Origin of the sequence: Sphingobacterium sp. (genome assembly GCF_039596235.1) — a bacterium.
Classification (GTDB): domain Bacteria; phylum Bacteroidota; class Bacteroidia; order Sphingobacteriales; family Sphingobacteriaceae; genus Sphingobacterium.
The window spans coordinates 1-19,698 of the sequence record NZ_JBCNKE010000008.1 but is presented as its reverse complement, the minus strand read 5'-3'; the positions used below and the strand labels follow the sequence as shown (position 1 = coordinate 19,698).

Sequence of the window (19,698 nt, the reverse complement as noted above, 5' to 3'; positions counted from 1 at the left end):
CTTACCGACCAATTAGTCACATTTACCGAATTTTTATGTATAATAGCCTAATCTTTCATACAGTGTCCAATAAAGCGTTTTACTTTTGGGGTATATAACAAACGGAATTAGTCATGAATACACAACGTATAACAACTGGAATTACAATTCTTTTTATAGGGATTATCCTTTTACTATCCCAACTCAATAGCATCTCCTTTAACTGGGTTGGAATTTTCAGGTATTGGCCCTTATTTATTGTCCTTGCCGGGATCCGCATGTTGGTACCTAAAGACCAACAAATAGGACAATTTATTGCCATAGGCGCTACCGTGGTCATCTTGGGCTTTCTTACTTATATCGGTTTATCCACTCCAAAAGAACCTTTATTAACGCAATTGCTCAAAAATAAAGGCTTGCACATTCATAGCGAAGACGACCCGAACGATAAGACCAACTATACAACACAGAAACTACAGGTACCCTTGGACAATAAAATCCAAAGCGCGACTTTGCATGTCGATCTGGGGGCCACTTCTTTAAAAAATGATAGCACCACAACCTCGTCCATCTTTACCGCGTATAATACCTCCAATGATTACCTCTTGGGGATGACGACCCATGGCGAATCTCCAGATAAAATAAACATCAACTTAAAAGGTAAATCCAAAGACAAAGATTTTAACAGCAAAAACAACAATACCTACATTGCCCTCAACCCAGCTATCGTGTGGAAGTTGAACTTTGATATCGGTGCCATCGATGCCAAACTTGATCTTTCACCCTATAAAGTTGAAGTATTGGATATTGATGCTGGTGCGACAAGTTTAAAATTAAAACTCGGACAACCTTTGGCGAATACAAAAATATCCATGGATGCCGGAGCATCATCCATTGAAATTTCCATTCCAAAAAATGCAGCTTGCCGTATCACGAGTGATAATGCCTTATCATCAACATCTTATGAAGGCGATTTCCTTAAGACAGATGGGATGGTGAAATCAACAAATTATGATGCAGCAACCGAAAAGTTTGATTTTGACATCAACGGCGGAATTGCATCAATAAAAATCAGAAGATATTAATTGACAGCGAATTTTTAGTCAAGAAAAGCTAACTTTGTGTTATATATGAACACAAGTAATATGTTGACTTTACCGGGAATCTATTGCAATTCCAAGGTAGAATATTCGAGATGGAAAACCAGGGAAATTCAGATTGGTGATATCCCTATGGGTGGAGATAACCCCATCCGTATCCAAAGTATGACTACGGTGGACACGATGGATACGATGGGCTCTGTGGAACAGACCATCCGAATGGTAGAAGCTGGTTGTGAATATGTTCGTATCACTGCACCTAGCATAAAAGAAGCCCAGAACCTAGCAAATATAAAAAGTGAACTTCGCAAAAGAGGCTACCATGTACCCTTAGTTGCCGATATACACTTTACACCAAATGCCGCTGAGGTAGCAGCGCGTATTGTCGAGAAAGTTAGGGTCAATCCCGGCAACTATGCCGATAAGAAGAAATTTGACCTATTATCCTATACAGAAGCGGAATATAAATTAGAACTTGAACGTATCTATGCGAAGTTTACGCCACTGGTCAACATTTGCAAGGAGTACGGTACTGCGATGCGTATCGGTACAAACCATGGTTCGCTTTCCGATCGGATCATGAGCCATTATGGGGATACACCGGAAGGAATGGTAGAATCCGCCATGGAATTCATCCGGATGTGTGAGGATCTCAATTTCTATAACCTCTGTATTTCAATGAAATCCTCCAATCCTCAGGTTATGGTCAAAGCCTACCGCTTGCTGGTTGAAAAGATGGTTTCTGAAAACATGAACTATCCCTTACATCTTGGTGTAACGGAGGCCGGTGATGGAGAAGACGGGCGTGTGAAGTCTGCCGTAGGGATAGGCACCTTGCTGGAAGATGGACTTGGAGATACAATTAGAGTTTCCCTAACCGAAGAGCCAGAACGTGAAGCACCAGTAGCAATAGCTTTAGCCAATAGATATAGCAAGCGAAATGCAACCTTGGCCAACCAACCAACAGAACAAATCGTACAGCTTTCTTCAGATCGCTCAACTATTCCCTATCAGAGCCAAGAGGTCAATACCTTCATTGGCGGTTCGCTGGTACCGCGGATTGTGACGGATATCTCAAATGAAAATTTAAAAGACGCACAAATTCTGACCAAAGTGGGTTACCGCTATGACCTGCTTTTGGATAAATATCATATGGGTGAGCAATCCGTAGATTTTGTTTATCTAGGAGATCATCTCCCTTCATTTAATATGCCTGCAAATTTAAAACAGGTATATAATTTCGGCACCTGGTCCAACCTTAAAGACAAAACAAATATCCATCCACTCTATACATTGGAAGAATTTGTTCATGCAGCTAATAAGGATAATGTATTGAATATGGTCAGAATTCGTAACACGGATTTAACGAGCCCGCTATTTGAATCCTTGCCGCTAGACAAGACCGTTGTATTTATATTAGAAACCGATCATACACACGGGATGGCCGATCAACGGCAATTTTTTCGAAATCTGCAAGAAATCGGTATCGATAATCCCGTTATTATCAAAAGGTCCTATCGTAAAGCGGATTTTTCAGGTCCTATGGGCGAATTTATGAATCCAGAGGAACCGATCTCCAAGCTACAGTTATATGCTTCCACAGATATGGGAGCATTATTAATCGATGGTTTAGGGTCGGGCATATGGATTGATTCTCCAGCTACGCCATTGGAAAACATCGCATCTCTTTCCTTCGGAATATTGCAGGCAACCCGTTCGAGAATATCAAAAACAGAATACATCTCCTGCCCGAGCTGTGGTAGAACGTTATTTGATCTTCAGGAGACAACCCAAATGATCCGTAGTCGTACCAATCACCTCAAAGGCCTTAAAATAGGCATTATGGGCTGTATCGTGAATGGTCCCGGCGAGATGGCAGACGCGGATTATGGTTATGTTGGTGCTGGCCCTGATAAAGTAACCTTATATAGAGGCCAAGAGGTTGTCAAAAAGAATGTGAGTTCAGCAAAAGCATTGGACGAATTGATTAAGATCATCCAGGAGGATGGGCTATGGGTTGATGAAGTTCAAGAATAAACTATAAAAAAGAAGGGAATCAAATGATTCCCTTCTTTTTTATTATAATGATTTTGATTTGTCAAATCTTATCTTGTTATCAAAAAATTAGCGAACAGAAAATCTTTTTACCACAGTCTCTGATCCCGCAACGACCCGCACGAAATAAAAACCAGTTGTTAATTTACCTCCATGTTCAAAAGAAAGATTCTGTACACCTGCCTCAAGATTTCCGTTCATTAGTTGTAAAATTTCGTTGCCTAAAGCATCCATGACTTTAATAGATACGGCAGACGACTTTGCTAATTTAAAGGAAAGGTTAACCTGTTCGGCGATAGGGTTATAGAAAACTTTAACATTATTGATTAATTTCTCTGTATCCTTGATATTATTATCCCCAAATTCCGCATTTTCATTCCAAGTAGTTTGCAAAGAAGTATGGTCATCAGGAGAATGCGCATACACTTGTCCTACCCCGCTGCACAAAGTCAGTGCGGTAATAAGTGTGAAATAAGTTGCTTTAAGTAGATTTCTCCTCATAGTGTTAAATTAGACTTCAAATATTGGTTACGGTTTAATCAAATATAACGCTAACTATTTGAATTATCAACAACAAAGTTAGTATTTTGTTTAAAAGTTTTTTAGCGAAAGTGAGGATCGGCAGATTCTTTTAACAAATTTTAACAGCTATTGCGCATGTCAAATGAAATGCTAAAATTTGGCGCAGCAAATGTACCTACTTAAAGTACAGACAAAAAGTATATTTTTGCATTATATTTTGAAATAAAATAATCATTAAATGACAGATAACAGTCATCACAACAGCATCAATAAGGTAAGCTTCGCTGGATTATTGATCAGTTTAGGAATCGTGTTCGGAGATATCGGTACCTCGCCGCTATATGTCTTCAAAGCAATCATGGGACAAGGCGCTATTCAAAAAGACCTTGTTTTGGGAGGTCTCTCCTGCGTCTTTTGGACACTGACACTGCAAACAACCATCAAATACGTCTGGATCACGCTGCGTGCAGATAACAAAGGCGAGGGTGGGATTCTTTCACTTTACTCCTTGGTTCGCAAACGGGCGCCATGGTTGATTTTCCCCGCTATGATCGGTGCAGCAACGCTACTAGCTGATGGGATGATTACTCCAGCCATCACGATATCCTCCGCGATAGAAGGTTTGGACATTAAATTTCCTGGACTACCAACTGTACCTATTGTCGTTACAATTATTTCCCTACTTTTTATTATTCAACGGTTTGGTACATCTGTTGTCGGAAAAGTATTTGGTCCATTAATGACCATATGGTTCACCATTATTGGTGTCCTTGGTTTATCCCATATCCATTTGGCACCGGAGGTCATGAAGGCGATTAATCCATATTACGCCTTTCATATCCTAATAACTTACCCCCACTCGTTACTCTTGATCGGAGCGGTATTCCTTTGTACAACAGGGGCTGAAGCCTTATATTCAGATATGGGACACTGTGGTAAGGCCAATATTCGCATCAGCTGGATCTATGTTAAGATCACGCTGGTATTAAATTATTTTGGTCAAGGCGCCTGGTTATTAACACAGGAAGGTCGTGTCCTGGGAGGAGCAAATCCATTTTACTCCATTATGCCGGATTGGTTTATCGGTTATGGTATTGCTATCGCAACTATTGCTGCCGTGATCGCCAGTCAGGCCATGATCTCGGGCTCCTACACCTTAATTTCTGAAGCAGTACGTTTAAATATCTGGCCCAAAGTCGCCATCCGTTACCCCAGCGAACATAAAGGGCAATTATATGTACCTTCGATCAATCTCATTCTCTGGATCGGCTGTATGATTGTTATCTGGGTTTTCGAAGAATCAAGCAAAATGGATGCAGCCTATGGTCTTGCCATTAACCTAACGGTACTAATGACAACTGTTTTAATGGGTTATTTCCTAGCCATGAAAAAAGTCAACCGCGTACTCATTGGCATTTTCTTAATTGCCTATTTTGTGATCGAATTAACCTTCTTGGTCGGTAATGGTGTAAAAATTGCCCATGGTGGCTGGCTGACACTTTTGTTGGCAATCGCCCTGTTTGGTACAATGTATTGTTGGTATACCGCACGTAAGATTAAAAATCGTTTTGTCAATTTTATCAATATCAACAAATATTATCCGATTATATCGGAATTGAGCGAAGACAAATCTGTACCGCCTTTTGCTTCACATTTGGTATACTTGACCAGCGCAAATTTCAAATCCGAAATTGAAGCAAAAATTATCTACTCCATCATTAATAAAAAACCTAAGCGCGCTGATGTGTACTGGTTAGTCCACGTAGATGTGATGGATCATCCCCACACGCGGGAATACTCCATTGATCAACTGATTCCTGGAAAACTTATACGGATTGACTTTAAATTAGGTTTTAGAGAAGAACAGCGGATTAGTCTACTTTTCAGGAAAGTCGTTGAAGACATGGTTAAAAAAGGCGAAATCGACATTACAAGCCAATACGATACATTGCGTAAACATAATATTCCAGGAGATTTTAAATTTGTTGTACTGGAAAAAGTATTGTCCAAAACCAACCAGATGTCCTGGATCGAAAAAGTGATTATGGATATTTACGGATACTTGAAAAAAATGAGCTTGTCGGAAGAAAAAGGATTCGGTCTGGACTCCAGTTTCGTTACGATTGAGCGGGTTCCGTTAAATTTTCCGCAGACATCGGAGGTCCATCTCACACGGAAAGATTAAGTCTTTAAAGGTGGTGCAAAAAGCATCACCTTTTTTATTCAAGAGAATTCCATTACTTTTGTTGCAAATATTATAACATGGCAGACGCTAATCCAACAAAGAAATTACACCCTCGAAATAGACATCTCGATAATTACAATTTTGACGAGCTTAGCAAAATCGAACCCTCATTAAAAGATTTTGTTACTCTCAATGCCTATAAAATCAAAACGATTGATTTTAACAATCCTGAAGCTGTTAAGGTATTAAATCAGGCACTTCTAAAGAAATATTATCACATCCAAAATTGGGATATTCCAAAAGAAAATCTCTGCCCACCGATTCCAGGCAGAGCAGATTATATCCATTATGTTGCTGATGTTCTTGCCAGAGATAATAATGGCGAAATCCCAAAAGGCGGGAAAGTACGGGTCCTTGATATTGGCGTGGGAGCGAGCTGTATCTATCCCATTATCGGCCACCAAGAATATGGTTGGAGTTTTGTTGGCTCAGAAATTATAAAAAGAGCTTATAAAAACGCGATTGAAATTACGCGCACCAACATGAGCTTAAAAAAGAATATCCAGATAAGATTACAAAACAATCCAAAAGCGATTTTCAAAGACATCATTCTTCCAGATGAAAAATTTGATATGATCATCTGTAACCCGCCTTTCTTTAGTTCCCAGACGGAAGCATTACAACAATCTGTACGTAAAACCACGGGTATAAAAAATGCTAAATTAGACGAGAATACTGTTGTCCAGACTTTTTCAGGACAGGGGAGTGAGCTTTGGTGCGATGGCGGCGAGAAAGCCTTCTTGACACGCATGATATTTGAAAGTCAGTTCTATAAAGACCAGGTTAAATGGTTCTCCTCATTGGTGGCTCACCGTGAAGATGTTCGTTTTCTACAGCATAAGCTAAAAAAAATCAACGTAAAAGAATCTGAAGTCATCCGCATGGAACAAGGCAACAAAGTAAGCCGAATCCTGTTGTGGCGATTTTAAATGAAATAAGAAAGGAGCTTTGAAAGCTCCTTTCTTATTTAACGAAATAGATTCCAGACCTAAATAGATACCGATTTATTTAACTTGGAATGTTTATAGCCATACATAAAATAAACGCCCAGTCCAATCACCAGCCAAATTACAAAAATAATCCAGTTACTGGCGCCGAGCTCCGTCATCAGATACAAATTGATCAAAATTCCGATAACAGGCAAGAGGGAAAAATTCATCTTAAAGCTATAAATGCTCAACCCCAGCCAGGTAAGCCAAAAAATAATCACCAACATTTTATGCTCTAGGATTTCAACCAGTGATAGAGACTTCCACTCCTGTATGGTCTCCTTCGCATATATAGAAATCATTACTATTGCGACAAGAAGTCCTACTCCTACGATATATTTACCATTGATGTAAGGAACTTTAAATTTGGATTTGGCCGATAAACCTGAGTAATCCATATACAGTACACCAGCACAAACTAAAATAAAAGCGAAGAAGGTACCGACGCTTGTCAAATCGACGAAAAAGTCCATCTTGAAAAATAAAGAAGGAATTGCGACGACTAGCCCCGTTACAATTGTCGCGAAAGAAGGTGTTTTATATTTCGGATGAATTGTCGCAAACTTCTTCCACAATAAACCGTCCCGGCTCATTGTCATCCAAATCCTTGGTTGAGCCAATTGATAGACCAAGAGTGCGCTCGTAATTGCAATAACCGATGTGACCGATATAATGCCAGCCATATGGTCAAATCCAACATATTTAAACACAAAAGCCAAAGGATCTTTGACATTAAGCTCGGTGTAGTTTACCATGCCTGTCAGAACCAAAGTAATAGCAACATACAATACCGTACAGATCAGCAAACAATAAATCATGGCTTTAGGCAGATCCCGTTGCGGATTTTTACATTCCTCAGCAGTTGTGGAAATCGAATCAAACCCGATAAAAGCAAAGAATACAGCAGCCACGCTTCCAAGCACCCCCTGTAAGCCATTTGGAGCAAAAGGAGTCCAGTTTTCGGGTTTCACATAAAATATACCACCAAAAATAACCGCCAGGATGATCCCTACTTTGATCATCACCATAATCATACTCGCTTTTTGGGATTCCTTGATGCCTATATAAACGAGCCAAGTAACCAAAAAAGTAATTACGCCTGCTGGCAAATCAAATATAATGGGCATTCCTGCGATCCGAGGGGCGCTGTTAAAAGCTGCTAGACCATGCTGATCAATGGCCGTAAGACTTGCTACACCATGTTGGTTCATTTTATCAACAGCATCATAAGCATATCCGGGCGCCATCGAAAGCCAGGCGGGGATATGTAACCCAAAGCCTTCCAGCATTGAAACAAAATATTGCGACCAGGAAATAGCAATAACGGTATTGGAAACCGCATATTCTAACACGAGTGCCCAACCTATAATCCAGGCAAACAGTTCTCCAAAAGCCACATAGGCATACGTATAAGCTGATCCCGAGACAGGTACAGTACTTGCAAACTGCGCATATGCCAGTGCTGTAAACACGCAGGCAAAGGCCGTAAAAATAAAAAGTAGAGAAACAGCGGGCCCACCTTCATAACTCGCTAATCCAATGGTGCTAAAGATTCCAGCGCCCACAATAGCGGCTATACCCAATGAAACCAGATCGGTTACCCCCAAAACCTTCGCGAGGCCAGTTCCCCCCTCCTTTTGGGTATCCGCTAGGATCTGATCAACACTTTTCTTCCGAAAAAGTCTATGTGACATGTAAAATTAGTTTTATACGTAAAATTATGCGAAAATAAATATTTTCAAGGTCTTATACTATTGGTATTTTCGGGTAGACTATTTAAAGTCGACCAACTCATAATGAATATAGTGGTAAATCTCCTGATAATCCCCCATATGATGCTGTAAATAAGAAACCAACTGAGCCGTCAATAATTCGCGCTGCTGCTCCTGAACCTCAAATTGCCATACACGTTTACAGATATTGAAAAGCGCACCGGCAATTTTTTCAATATGCGCATAATCATAGATGTATTTCCAGTCAATGAATTGATGGTAAAATTTCTCAAATTTAGGGATATCATCTAATTGGTTTATTTTGAGAAACTTTCGAACAGCCTCGTCATTCACCTGAGACATCGCCGCATAGAACTTATCTATCGAAACCGCTTTTTGCTGTGTCAGGATATGATCCAATAATAGCTCCAACGCAATATGGGCCATAAAGGAAGGCCGGATGGGCAGTCCCTGTAAACTGGACTGTATCTGTAACTTTAATTGATGTGTATGATGAAAAAAATATGTCGAATTATGAAAAAGGCGATCAACTTCAATATGACGGTTCCAACCGATATAAAGTTGTTCCAACAGCGGGTTATCCAGCAGTTGATCTTCGTATTGCCTGGGCTTCAGCACAAAAGTTTTATCGGCATTTTTTAATAAGTCGGGAAGCAACCCACCGACAATTCGTTCGGGATTGGTCGCAAACCGCTCAAAATAAAAATGTGATAAAAAATTCATATTAGCTTATTAGCGTGTGCTTTTATCTGGAATTATTCGCTCAATATACGCTTAATCTCCTATCTTTGCATCTTGTAAATTAAAAAATTAAATCCATTTAACAATGAGCTTTGTAGAAGAATTACGTTGGAGAGGCATGCTGCAAGATATTATGCCAGGAACTGAAGACTTACTGAATAAAGAAAAAGTCGCTGGTTATATTGGCTTTGATCCCACAGGCGACTCTCTACACGTAGGACACTTAACTCAAATCATGACCTTGATCCATTTCCAAAATGCGGGACATAAACCCGTGGCATTGGTTGGTGGTGCAACAGGAATGATTGGAGACCCTTCTTTCAAATCTGCAGAGCGTAACTTACTTGACGAGGCAACTTTACAACATAATGTGGCCTGTCTAAAAAAACAGTTAGGCAAATTTCTTGAATTTGGAGAAGGCGAAAATGATGCCCAAATGGTTAATAATTACGACTGGTTCAAAGATTTCAAATTTTTGGATTTTATTCGTGATATCGGTAAAATGATTACCGTAAACTATATGATGGCAAAGGATTCCGTAAAAAAACGTTTAGAAGGAGACAATGGTCTATCATTTACGGAGTTTACCTATCAATTGATTCAAGGTTACGATTTTTATTACCTGTGGAAACACCACAATTGTAAAATACAAATGGGTGGATCTGATCAATGGGGTAATATTGTCACCGGAAGTGAAATGATCCGTCGCCAGGATCAAGGCACAGCTTATGCAATCACTACACAATTGATTAAAAAAGCGGATGGCCAAAAATTCGGGAAAACAGAATCTGGCGCAGTGTGGCTTGACCCAAAGAAGACTTCACCCTATAAATATTACCAATTCTGGTTAAACACGTCCGATGACGATGCTAAAAACTGGATTAAGATCTTTACGCTTAAACCACAGGCTGAAATTGAGGCTATCATTGCTGAACATGATGCGGCACCACATTTACGCATTGTCCAAAAAGCATTGGCCAAAGATATCACCATTCGTACGCACTCTGAAGAAGCTTATGAAACTGCGATTAAAACATCAGAGTTTCTTTTTGGCAATGGTACCTTGGAATTTTTAGACAACCTAGATCACGAGGCTGTAATGGAAGTATTTGAAGGTATTCCGCAATTCGAAGTAACAAGGGAAGATCTAAAAGCAGGAATCAATATTCTCGATCTTTTAGCTGTAAATACGCAGGTTTTCCCTTCAAAAGGCGAAGCACGTAAAATGCTGCAAGGAGGTGGTGTTTCAATCAACCGCGAAAAAGTAACAGATATTGAACAAATTATCACCGAAAGCAATTTGGTAAACAATAAATACATCATTGCACAGCGAGGCAAGAAAAACTATTATTTGATTATTGCATAAGCGTAGCTTAATTCATAAAAAATCCCTTTTAACACGGTTAAAAGGGATTTTTTATTCCTGATAAATAGCCTTGCCGCTAGGTCACAAAACCTAACCCATTTTAAACTCATTTCGGCCCTTTAACCATTTATTTCAATAGCTTTTCAAAAGCACGACGGGAAGCACCCCGAAAATACACCTCGCCGCAATATTGATAGCCCAACTTGTCAAATACATGTAACATACCGGCATTATCAAAATTCGTATCCACTTTGATACTATATACATCATTCTGGACAGCGATTTCTTCCACTGCTTGCATAATAGCTGTACCAACACCTTTTACATGAGGATCCTGAGCCGAAGCCAAACGATGAATGCCCACATATTTACCATCGCTAAGCCATTTGCCGTCAATATCGTTATATGCGGGTTCAACATCAAAAATAATAGCCACATATCCGATGATTTTACCCTCAAGCTCGACCACATGTCCATATTCTTTATCGATATCAGACTGCACCACATCCTCATTTGGATAACCGTCTTGCCACTGCCGGCTCCCCTGCTCCTTGCGAAGTGCTATTGCCTGCTGTATAATCTCCCAAATCCTACCTTTATCTCTCTGTTGCGCTTTCCGTATCTGAAACTTATTCATAATGCCTTAATTTGATCAGTAAAGCTACATAATTTACTTTAAGTCTAAAAGACAGGCAAACAACCATATTCTTTCCTGCTTATCGCTATCTTATAGCAAATCTCTTCTCAGGGCATAGTATTTGCTAGTTATAATTGCTATTATTCATTTGGTAGCCTATCTGAAATTATTCGTTTATGAAAAAAATACAAACTTAAAATAATAGTCTACATGATCTTCAAAATACTATCAAAATAACTAAGTTTGTAAGCAGTATAATTGTGAGCTTTTCAATGTCAAATAAAGGAAATACATTTAGGCAGGCAGGAAATTCAGTTTCTGGCAAGCGTGCCCCATCAAAAGAATCGACAACATTTAAAAAAGAAAAAAGTCAAAAGCCCAGCATCCCTAGAGATTATTCAGATGCCCAGCAGAAGACTGTCAAAATTTTAGGGATTTTGTTGATCTTACTTTCATTGGCCTTTGCCACCGCTTTTGTTTCCTATCTTTTTACCTGGGAAGATGACCAAAGTTATATCGCCAAAACAAATGGCGGTTGGAGTACCCTTTTTAGTTCGTCCGAGGAAATTCATGATGAGACTGTCGAACTCCCGGTTGTTGACAATAAATTAGGAAAATTTGGTGCCTTACTTGCCAACCAATTTATGTATGAATGGTTTGGAGTTGCCTCTTTTCTTTTTATTCCGGTATTGTTCATTTTGGGCTATCGCTTATTATTCAAAAAATCATTGCTTCCATTATACCGCACTGTCGTTTACTCATTTGTGGCGATTGTTTTTATTTCAGTCACATTGGGATTTTTACACGGTTTTATGGCGGATACACCACATATGCTGGAAGGTAAATTTGGTTTTTGGACCAATAAGCTCTTGGAAGCACAAGTAGGAGTTGTGGGTGTGGGCTGTATTTTAGCATTCGCGTACCTGACAACATTGATACTCTTGTACAATTTAGATTTTAAATTCGTCTTGTTTAGTAATCGAAAATCCAGATCATTATCCGAGGATTTCGAGGATGAAGAGGAAGAAGATTCCTATTCCGCAAATAGTTTAAGGACGAAAGTTCACGTAGAAGATGATTCGATACAATCTGTTAGAGAATCCTTCCAACGGCCAACTTCAATAAATGAACGGTTTCAATCCAATCGGGAGAAAAATTTACAGGAAGAGCTTGAACGCCCCGCATTTACGCATCATCCAATACCAGAGGTACAAATAGATCCAAAGGATAAGGTTGTCCTCACCTTTGATGATAGCCCTTTAGAACGCACAGAACATACACCTTCAATTAGCTTCACTATCGATCAACCGGAGAATGATAATGAAGATGAAGAGGATAACATGCACATTCAGGAGAATTCCAGTCCGAGCATAACAATTGCACCACAAGCCGAGCCAGAGCCTCCTCTTGAGGTTGCTGTAATCCCGGGTCTAGTTGTCGAAGACATCAAAGAGGAAAAGGAAATAACAGCAAGTGATCTTGTTGCCCAATTTGGTCAATATGATCCAAAATTAGACCTATCAGGCTATCAACATCCGACACTCGACTTGCTCAGAGATTATGGAACAGGCAAAATAACGATCAATCAACATGAACTTGAAGCCAACAAAAACAAGATTGTTGATACGCTTAGAAACTATAGCATTGAGATTGAAAGTATAAAAGCGACAATCGGACCTACGGTTACCTTATATGAGATTATCCCGAAACCAGGTGTACGTATTTCAAAAATCAAAAACCTGGAAGACGATATTGCCTTAAGCCTTGCTGCACTCGGTATCCGGATTATCGCGCCAATGCCGGGTAAAGGAACCATCGGGATTGAAGTCCCGAATTCGAGTCCGGAGATGGTTTCCATGCGCTCGGTTTTAGCGACGGAGAAATTTCAAAAAACGGATATGGATTTACCAATTGCATTGGGAAAAACCATATCCAATGAAGTTTACATTGCTGATTTGGCGAAGATGCCCCACCTTCTGGTTGCGGGAGCTACGGGTCAGGGTAAATCAGTCGGTATCAATGCGATTTTGACATCTCTATTGTACAAAAAGCATCCTGCTGAGCTTAAATTTGTGCTTGTCGACCCTAAAAAAGTGGAACTTTCTCTATTCAAAAAAGTCGAACGTCATTTCTTGGCTAAACTACCGGATGAGGAGGAAGCGATCATTACAGATACAAAAAAGGTAATCAATACCTTAAACTCACTTTGTATTGAAATGGACCAGCGATATGACCTATTGAAAAACGCACAGGTTCGGAATTTAAAGGAATATAATGCAAAATTTATCAATCGCAGATTAAACCCTGAGGAGGGTCATCGATTCTTACCATATATCGTTCTTATTGTTGATGAGTTTGCCGATTTGATGATGACTGCCGGAAAAGAAGTAGAAACCCCTATTGCGCGATTGGCCCAATTGGCGCGTGCCGTAGGAATTCACCTGGTCATTGCGACCCAACGTCCTTCAGTCAATATCATTACAGGTACAATCAAAGCCAACTTCCCGGCACGTCTTGCTTTCCGTGTATTATCGAAAGTAGATTCGCGAACTATCTTAGATACGGGCGGAGCAGACCAGTTAATTGGTCGCGGGGATATGCTACTGGCTACTGGAAGTGATTTGATACGTATCCAGTGTGCATTTGTCGATACACCAGAGGTTGAACAGATTTCCGATTACATCGGAGCACAACGTGGTTATCCATCGGCATTTATGCTTCCGGAATATGTAGATGAAAACGGAGAGGGTTCAGGTAGTGTAGATTTTGATCCAAAAGATCGCGATCAATTGTTTGAAGAAGCTGCCCGTTTGATTGTTATGCATCAACAAGGCTCTACATCCTTAATCCAACGTAAATTGAAATTGGGTTATAATAGAGCTGGACGAATCATCGATCAACTGGAAGCCGCCGGAATTGTCGGACCATTTGAAGGAAGTAAAGCACGTGAAGTACTTTATCCCGATGAATATTCATTAGAACAGTATTTGGAGACGCTAAGAAACAATTAACATGAAAAAACAACTCGGATTAGTGCTGAGCTTTTTGCTACTTATAGTGAGTCAATACGGCTATGCACAAAATGACGCAAAAGCATTACTGAATAAAATAAGTCAAAAATACAATGGTTATAAAACCATACAGGCTGGTTTCACATTGGAAATCAGACAAGCAAATGGCGGTACGCACAGCGATGCAGGTACACTGTATCTCGACAAGGCAAATAACAAATACCATGTCAACACCAAAAATCAAATTCTGATTTCAGATTCCAAAACACAATGGAATATCATGAAAGCAGAGAAAGAAGTCGAAATATCGGAAGCAAGCAACTCGACAAATGAGATCAATCCTACAAATATTTTCTCGTTTTATACCTCTGGGTTTAAGTACGCTTTAGCACCTGCCGAGAAAGCGAAGGGAATAAGTTTAAGTGTTGTGGAATTGACACCGGTTGATAGCAAAAAGAACTATTCCAAAATTAAGTTGCGGATCAATAAAGCGAATAATTTGATTTATGATACGACTATTTTTGATAAGAGTGGGAATCGTTATACGTACAGATTGAATTCCCAGGAGGGAAACAAGAACATTGCATCCAGCTTTTTTACTTTTAATAAAAGTAACTACACGGGTTTTGATATTGTCGACCTAAGATAAGATCCGCTGCCAGCGCATTGGATCAAACCGCTGGCCAAATAACAAATAACGTAACAAAAAAGGATTTCCCAATGGGAAATCCTTTTTTGTTACTGTGTATTCACTAGAGCTACAGCATATTGGGTTCTTTGTCCAACGTCTCTGTCTCTTTATCCGCATAACGGGAATAACCATGTTTCTGCGGATGTTCGATAATTTCCTTCATGGAAACCAATTTATACACATAAGATCCGGTCTCATTGTTCAATTTCAAGGCAAAGTAATCATCCTTTTTCTGCCTTCTTATCGAACCTTTTAAACTACCGTCGCCCACGTTGTAAGCAGCTGCCACCAAGGTCCAGTTACCGAATTGAGCGTAGAGGTATTTTAAATAACGGGCGGCCGCATGGGTAGATTTTATGAGATCCTTTCGATCATCCACCGCGCCATTGACCCGAAGGCCATACAAGCGTGCCGTTGCTGGCATAAATTGCCAATAACCTCCAGCCCCTTTAGAAGAAACGACCGCCTTGCTCAGACCGCTTTCCACCAACGGGATGTACTTAAAATCTTCTGGAATACCATGTGATTTCAGGATCTTGGCAATCGTAGGCAAGTAGGTTTCCGCCTTTTTATGCATATCATACGATCCTGTTTTTTTAAATGAAAACCTACTGAAGAACTTCCGCAATTTGCTTTCCACCAAGGGGCGATCCATCGGTAATGAATCTTCAGCAAACGTCAGTGAACTCAGGTAAGATTCAAAAGAATTCTTTTTTTCTTTTTTCTCTTCGTCGCCTCCATGAGCTGGAGTTTCGACCAACTTCGCCGCAACGATCTTATCGTCGCCAGAAGTGTTGTTGTGTGGGGTTGAGTATAATTTTGACAGCAATAACGCAAACAAAATCAAACTACTACATAATACTTTCTTTCTTATCATTCACTCCCTTAATGCTATCCTATCCACGAGTAAATTCGATCAAAAAATAGCTTGGTTCAAATTCAAGGGTACAAAGATAAATAGTATTTATTTAAAAAACAAATAGTTACGTTGCAGCTATCCTAAAGGGCTTTTTTTAGCGCTCAAACCGCCAAAATGCGAGAAAAGACAAAAAGATAAGGATTTTTTCGCAAAACCCAAAATTATACTTAACTTTGCAGTTCACATTTTAGTAAAACACAATGCCATTCAGCAATAAAAGGAACAGTCGTGATGACAACTCCAGAAAGTCACGGGGCAACTCAGATAACTTCAAATCTAGAGGCGACAAGAACAATAGTTTCGGTAAAAAATCATCCTTTGGTTCAAAGGACCAATCTGAAAGAGGTTCTTTCAGAAAAGATGACAACCGTGAAAACAGATCATTTGGATCTAATAAATACGCAGACAAACCTTCATTTAGAGGGGAAAGCAACTCCTTCCGTTCAAAAGATAACGCAGACAGACCTTTCAATAGAGGCGGTCGTTCATTTGACAGAAATGAATCATCAAGATCTTTTGACAAGAGAGATTCCTTCAACAAATTTGATAAATCTGAACGTCCTTTCGATAAAAAAGATAATTTCAAACGTTCTGATAGAAATGATTCTTCAAGATCTTTCGATAGAAGAGAAGGTTCATTTGAGAAAAGAGATAGCTTCAAGCGTTCTGACAGAAGTGATTCGTCACGGTCTTTTGATAAAAGAGATGGTTCATTTGAGAAAAGAGATTCGTTCAAACGTTTTGATAAGGATGAGCGCTCCTCAAACGGGCGCAACAAAAGTTTCGACAGACCTTATAAACCATCCAATAGAAAATTTGATGGCGATAGAAACAGAAACTTTGATGAAAACAAAAATTTTGACGAGAAGCAATATATTAAGCGTCCTAAAAAGAAAGCTGAAGCTTCAACAGAAGATGATGGCCTAATTCGCTTAAACCGTTATATCGCCAATGCAGGTATCTGTTCCAGACGTAAAGCGGACGAATTGATCGCTGCAGGAGTAATTTGGGTAAATGGGGAACCGGTTTCTGAATTAGGGACTAAAGTTGATCCTGCGACAGACGAAATCCGTTACAACAACGAACGTCTAAAGCGCGAGAAAATGGTCTATGTTTTACTCAATAAACCAAAAGACTATATTACGACTACGGATGATCCTCAGGAGCGTCATACGGTAATGGAACTAGTTTCCAAAGCAACCAAAGAACGGATTTATCCTGTTGGCCGTCTTGACAGAAATACGACAGGATTACTTTTGATGACAAACGATGGCAACCTTGCGGAAAAACTTTCCCACCCTCGCAACAGCATCAGTAAAATTTACAATGTAGAACTTAACAAGAGCCTTACGCAAGGAGATTTTAATAAAATTAGTTTTGGTATTGAATTGGAAGACGGAGTCATTAAACCAGATGATTTAAGCTATGTACAAGGAGGTTCCAAAAGAGAAATAGGTATTCAGATCCACTCCGGTAAAAACCGTATTGTACGCCGTATATTTGAATCGTTGGGCTATGAGGTCGTGAAGTTAGATCGTGTTGTTTATGCAAACCTGACGAAAAAGGATTTACCACGCGGACGCTGGAGATATTTAGAAGAGAGAGAAATCGTGCAATTGAAACATTTGATTTAATCAAATTGCATTTGATCCATAAAATAAAGGACGGTCATTCAGTTAACCGTCCTTTATTTTTTATATTTGCTGCTGATAAGAAGAGTACAAAAAATTAAAGAATATGACTGATCCAAAAACACTTTCATCCGTCGCGGAATTCCATAAAACATTTCAACATCCGATCCTGGATACACCGACAATTCCTTCTGAACAAAGATGTGCCCTACGGGTTTCCTTGATCGCTGAAGAGCTAAAAGAGCTAGAAGAAGCAATTCAGGACAAAGATCTTGTGGAAATTGCAGACGCCTTATGTGATATCCAATACGTTCTGGCTGGAGCTGTTCTTGAATTTGGTTTAAAAGACAAGTTTTCCGCCCTTTTCGATGAAGTACAGCGCTCTAATATGAGTAAAGCTTGTAAAGACGAGGCCGAGGCTATTGCCACCCAAGAACATTATAAACTAAAAGGAGTAGAATCTTATTATAAAGAAGTGGATGGAAAATTTTTAGTCTTTAGAACAGCTGATAATAAAACACTCAAATCCATTAATTATTCTCCAGCGGACCTCAAGAGCATTGTCGAAGGATAATTTGCCTTAGACGATATCATAAATAAAAATGGCCTCCATAGGAGGCCATTTTTATTTATGATAATCAATTTCCGATTTTTATGGAATGATAATCTACTCCGCATGGAAAGCTATTAATTGCATTGAAAGAGACTGCCTTGCACTACTTTCCGGGCCTCCAACCCTTTGTCGATATAGGTCTGAATACCTGACTTCGGCAATCCCCAGTTAGGCGCGATTAATAGTTCCTTATCAGCAATTCCAAAAATACGCTGAATAATCAGGTCAGGACGCAAACGGGGTATAAATTTCGACAAGAAATCCGTATAGCCTTCCATAGAAAATAATTCAAAAGGCTCACGCTTGTATTTTACGCCCATAATAGAACCTTCCACAATATGCAAATGGTGCAGTTTGACGAACTTAATTTGCGGGAAGCGATTGATCTCATCCGCATATTTTAACATCATTTCCTCGGTCTCCCATGGAAATCCGAAAATCGTATGAACACAGAGTTCCAAAGTTGTATCCTTTAGCATGTCCATCGTCTTAATGAATTCGTCGTGGGAGCATCCTCTGTTGATTTTATCCAAAGTATCATTATAAATAGACTCCATACCCATTTCCAGATCGACATCATAACGATCTGTATAGGATTCCAGCAAGGCTATTTTTTCAACATCCAAACAATCGGGACGTGTGCCCACGGAAAGACCTAATGTATTTTCGGGATCAATACTTAACGCTTCATCATACATCATTTTCAACAGATGTGTGGGTGCATAAGTATTTGTATTGGGCTGGAAATAGATAATAAACTTTTCAGCACCGTAACTATTACGCGCTCTCTCAATCCCCGATTCGACCTGCTCCCGTATCGAAGGAATCTTACGGGCAGTATCCGGCGTAAAAGAATCAACATTACAGTAAGTACAACCACCATACCCCTTACTACCGTCACGATTGGGGCAAGTAAAATTGCCATCCACAATCACTTTAAACACTTTCTGTCCGTTATACTTTTGCTTTAAATAAGCCCCGTAATGATTATACGGTTTAATTCCGTTGTCCAATAATGTACCCATTGCGCTGCAAAGTTACTTAATAAAAATCACAAATAGATTACTGCCCAGGAACAAAGCTTTATAACGTCTTCCATTATTGTGTCATTTTCAAAGGATACTTCTGCCAAGACAAACAATATTCTGAAGACTTATATGGTCACTGCGTACTGTATGGAATCCTATCAGTCCAAAGATTACTTGCTATAGGTTCTGCTCCACAACTCATATAGATGACTGTACTGGATATCTAGCTCTGTAAAAGAGTTTGAAATGCAGACGATTGTCCAGTAATGATGTTGCAGGAATAAAGTGACTGTGGGGAACTTCCCATCCAGCCCGGTTGGCCGGCGGTAGAAGAGCGAGAGAAAAGTCTCCAAACGAAAGAAGCCCTTGACTGTTTCCAGCAAGGGCTTCCGTGTAAAAAAAGGCACCGACCTACTCTCCCACCTGTTACGGCAATAC

At 39.7% G+C, this 19,698-nt stretch carries 16 protein-coding genes; 9 read left to right on the top strand and 7 right to left on the bottom strand.

Going from position 1 to position 19,698, the window contains the following annotated elements:
• The first annotated feature begins 113 nt into the window (after positions 1–113).
• Positions 114–1,064: a DUF5668 domain-containing protein gene (locus ABDW32_RS16205; protein WP_343564220.1), complete on the top strand. Its 951-nt coding sequence runs from the start codon at positions 114–116 to the stop codon at positions 1,062–1,064.
• Positions 1,065–1,109: 45 nt separating this feature from the next.
• Positions 1,110–3,116 (top strand): (E)-4-hydroxy-3-methylbut-2-enyl-diphosphate synthase, encoded by a 2,007-nt coding sequence (gene ispG, locus ABDW32_RS16200; protein ID WP_343564217.1) that lies wholly within the window; start codon positions 1,110–1,112, stop codon positions 3,114–3,116.
• 87 nt (positions 3,117–3,203) lie between these two features.
• On the opposite strand, the gene ABDW32_RS16195 is transcribed toward ispG, so the two are convergent.
• The gene (locus ABDW32_RS16195; RefSeq protein WP_343564215.1) at positions 3,204–3,635 is read right to left on the bottom strand and encodes a T9SS type A sorting domain-containing protein; all 432 of its coding nucleotides are present in this window, start codon (positions 3,633–3,635) and stop codon (positions 3,204–3,206) included.
• Between the two features lie 259 nt (positions 3,636–3,894).
• Between ABDW32_RS16195 and ABDW32_RS16190 the strand changes: the two genes are divergently transcribed.
• Complete coding sequence (locus ABDW32_RS16190; protein WP_343564213.1) at positions 3,895–5,841, top strand: KUP/HAK/KT family potassium transporter; 1,947 nt, start codon at positions 3,895–3,897, stop codon at positions 5,839–5,841.
• Positions 5,842–5,918: 77 nt separating this feature from the next.
• Positions 5,919–6,830 carry a 23S rRNA (adenine(1618)-N(6))-methyltransferase RlmF gene (gene rlmF, locus ABDW32_RS16185; RefSeq protein WP_343564211.1) on the top strand — a complete coding sequence of 304 codons (912 nt, stop codon included), beginning with the start codon at positions 5,919–5,921 and terminating at the stop codon, positions 6,828–6,830.
• A gap of 59 nt (positions 6,831–6,889) precedes the next feature.
• On the opposite strand, the gene ABDW32_RS16180 is transcribed toward rlmF, so the two are convergent.
• Positions 6,890–8,584: an amino acid permease gene (locus ABDW32_RS16180; RefSeq protein ID WP_343564209.1), complete on the bottom strand. Its 1,695-nt coding sequence runs from the start codon at positions 8,582–8,584 to the stop codon at positions 6,890–6,892.
• A gap of 78 nt (positions 8,585–8,662) precedes the next feature.
• A complete protein-coding gene (locus ABDW32_RS16175; RefSeq protein ID WP_343564207.1) occupies positions 8,663–9,346 on the bottom strand; it encodes a hypothetical protein in 684 nt (227 codons plus the stop codon).
• 103 nt (positions 9,347–9,449) lie between these two features.
• Between ABDW32_RS16175 and tyrS the strand changes: the two genes are divergently transcribed.
• Positions 9,450–10,730 (top strand): tyrosine--tRNA ligase, encoded by a 1,281-nt coding sequence (tyrS, locus tag ABDW32_RS16170; RefSeq protein ID WP_343564205.1) that lies wholly within the window; start codon positions 9,450–9,452, stop codon positions 10,728–10,730.
• A 127-nt stretch (positions 10,731–10,857) separates the two neighbouring features.
• On the opposite strand, the gene ABDW32_RS16165 is transcribed toward tyrS, so the two are convergent.
• The gene (locus ABDW32_RS16165; protein WP_343564202.1) at positions 10,858–11,367 is read right to left on the bottom strand and encodes a GNAT family N-acetyltransferase; all 510 of its coding nucleotides are present in this window, start codon (positions 11,365–11,367) and stop codon (positions 10,858–10,860) included.
• 272 nt (positions 11,368–11,639) lie between these two features.
• Here ABDW32_RS16165 and ABDW32_RS16160 point away from each other — a divergent pair, with 272 nt between their 5' ends.
• The gene (locus ABDW32_RS16160) at positions 11,640–14,378 is read left to right on the top strand and encodes a DNA translocase FtsK (protein ID WP_343564200.1); all 2,739 of its coding nucleotides are present in this window, start codon (positions 11,640–11,642) and stop codon (positions 14,376–14,378) included.
• 1 nt (position 14,379) lies between these two features.
• Positions 14,380–15,027 carry an outer membrane lipoprotein carrier protein LolA gene (locus ABDW32_RS16155; RefSeq protein WP_343564198.1) on the top strand — a complete coding sequence of 216 codons (648 nt, stop codon included), beginning with the start codon at positions 14,380–14,382 and terminating at the stop codon, positions 15,025–15,027.
• A 109-nt stretch (positions 15,028–15,136) separates the two neighbouring features.
• Here ABDW32_RS16155 and ABDW32_RS16150 read toward each other — a convergent pair whose 3' ends face one another.
• Positions 15,137–15,946, bottom strand: a complete 810-nt coding sequence (locus ABDW32_RS16150) for a lytic transglycosylase domain-containing protein (RefSeq protein WP_343564196.1) — start codon at positions 15,944–15,946, stop codon at positions 15,137–15,139.
• Positions 15,947–16,188: 242 nt separating this feature from the next.
• On the opposite strand from ABDW32_RS16150, the gene ABDW32_RS16145 reads away from it, so the two are divergent.
• Both ABDW32_RS16145 and ABDW32_RS16140 read left to right on the top strand, forming a co-directional pair.
• Entirely contained in the window at positions 16,189–17,622 is a 1,434-nt protein-coding gene (locus ABDW32_RS16145; protein WP_343564194.1) for a pseudouridine synthase, read from the top strand.
• A 103-nt stretch (positions 17,623–17,725) separates the two neighbouring features.
• A complete protein-coding gene (locus ABDW32_RS16140) occupies positions 17,726–18,193 on the top strand; it encodes a nucleoside triphosphate pyrophosphohydrolase family protein (protein WP_121127292.1) in 468 nt (155 codons plus the stop codon).
• 113 nt (positions 18,194–18,306) lie between these two features.
• Here ABDW32_RS16140 and ABDW32_RS16135 read toward each other — a convergent pair whose 3' ends face one another.
• Together ABDW32_RS16135 and ABDW32_RS16130 are read right to left on the bottom strand one after the other, a co-directional pair.
• The gene (locus ABDW32_RS16135; protein WP_343564191.1) at positions 18,307–19,257 is read right to left on the bottom strand and encodes a TIGR01212 family radical SAM protein; all 951 of its coding nucleotides are present in this window, start codon (positions 19,255–19,257) and stop codon (positions 18,307–18,309) included.
• A gap of 173 nt (positions 19,258–19,430) precedes the next feature.
• Positions 19,431–19,698, bottom strand: a 268-nt coding sequence (locus tag ABDW32_RS16130; RefSeq protein ID WP_343564188.1) for a hypothetical protein, incomplete at its 5' end; no start/stop codon positions are given.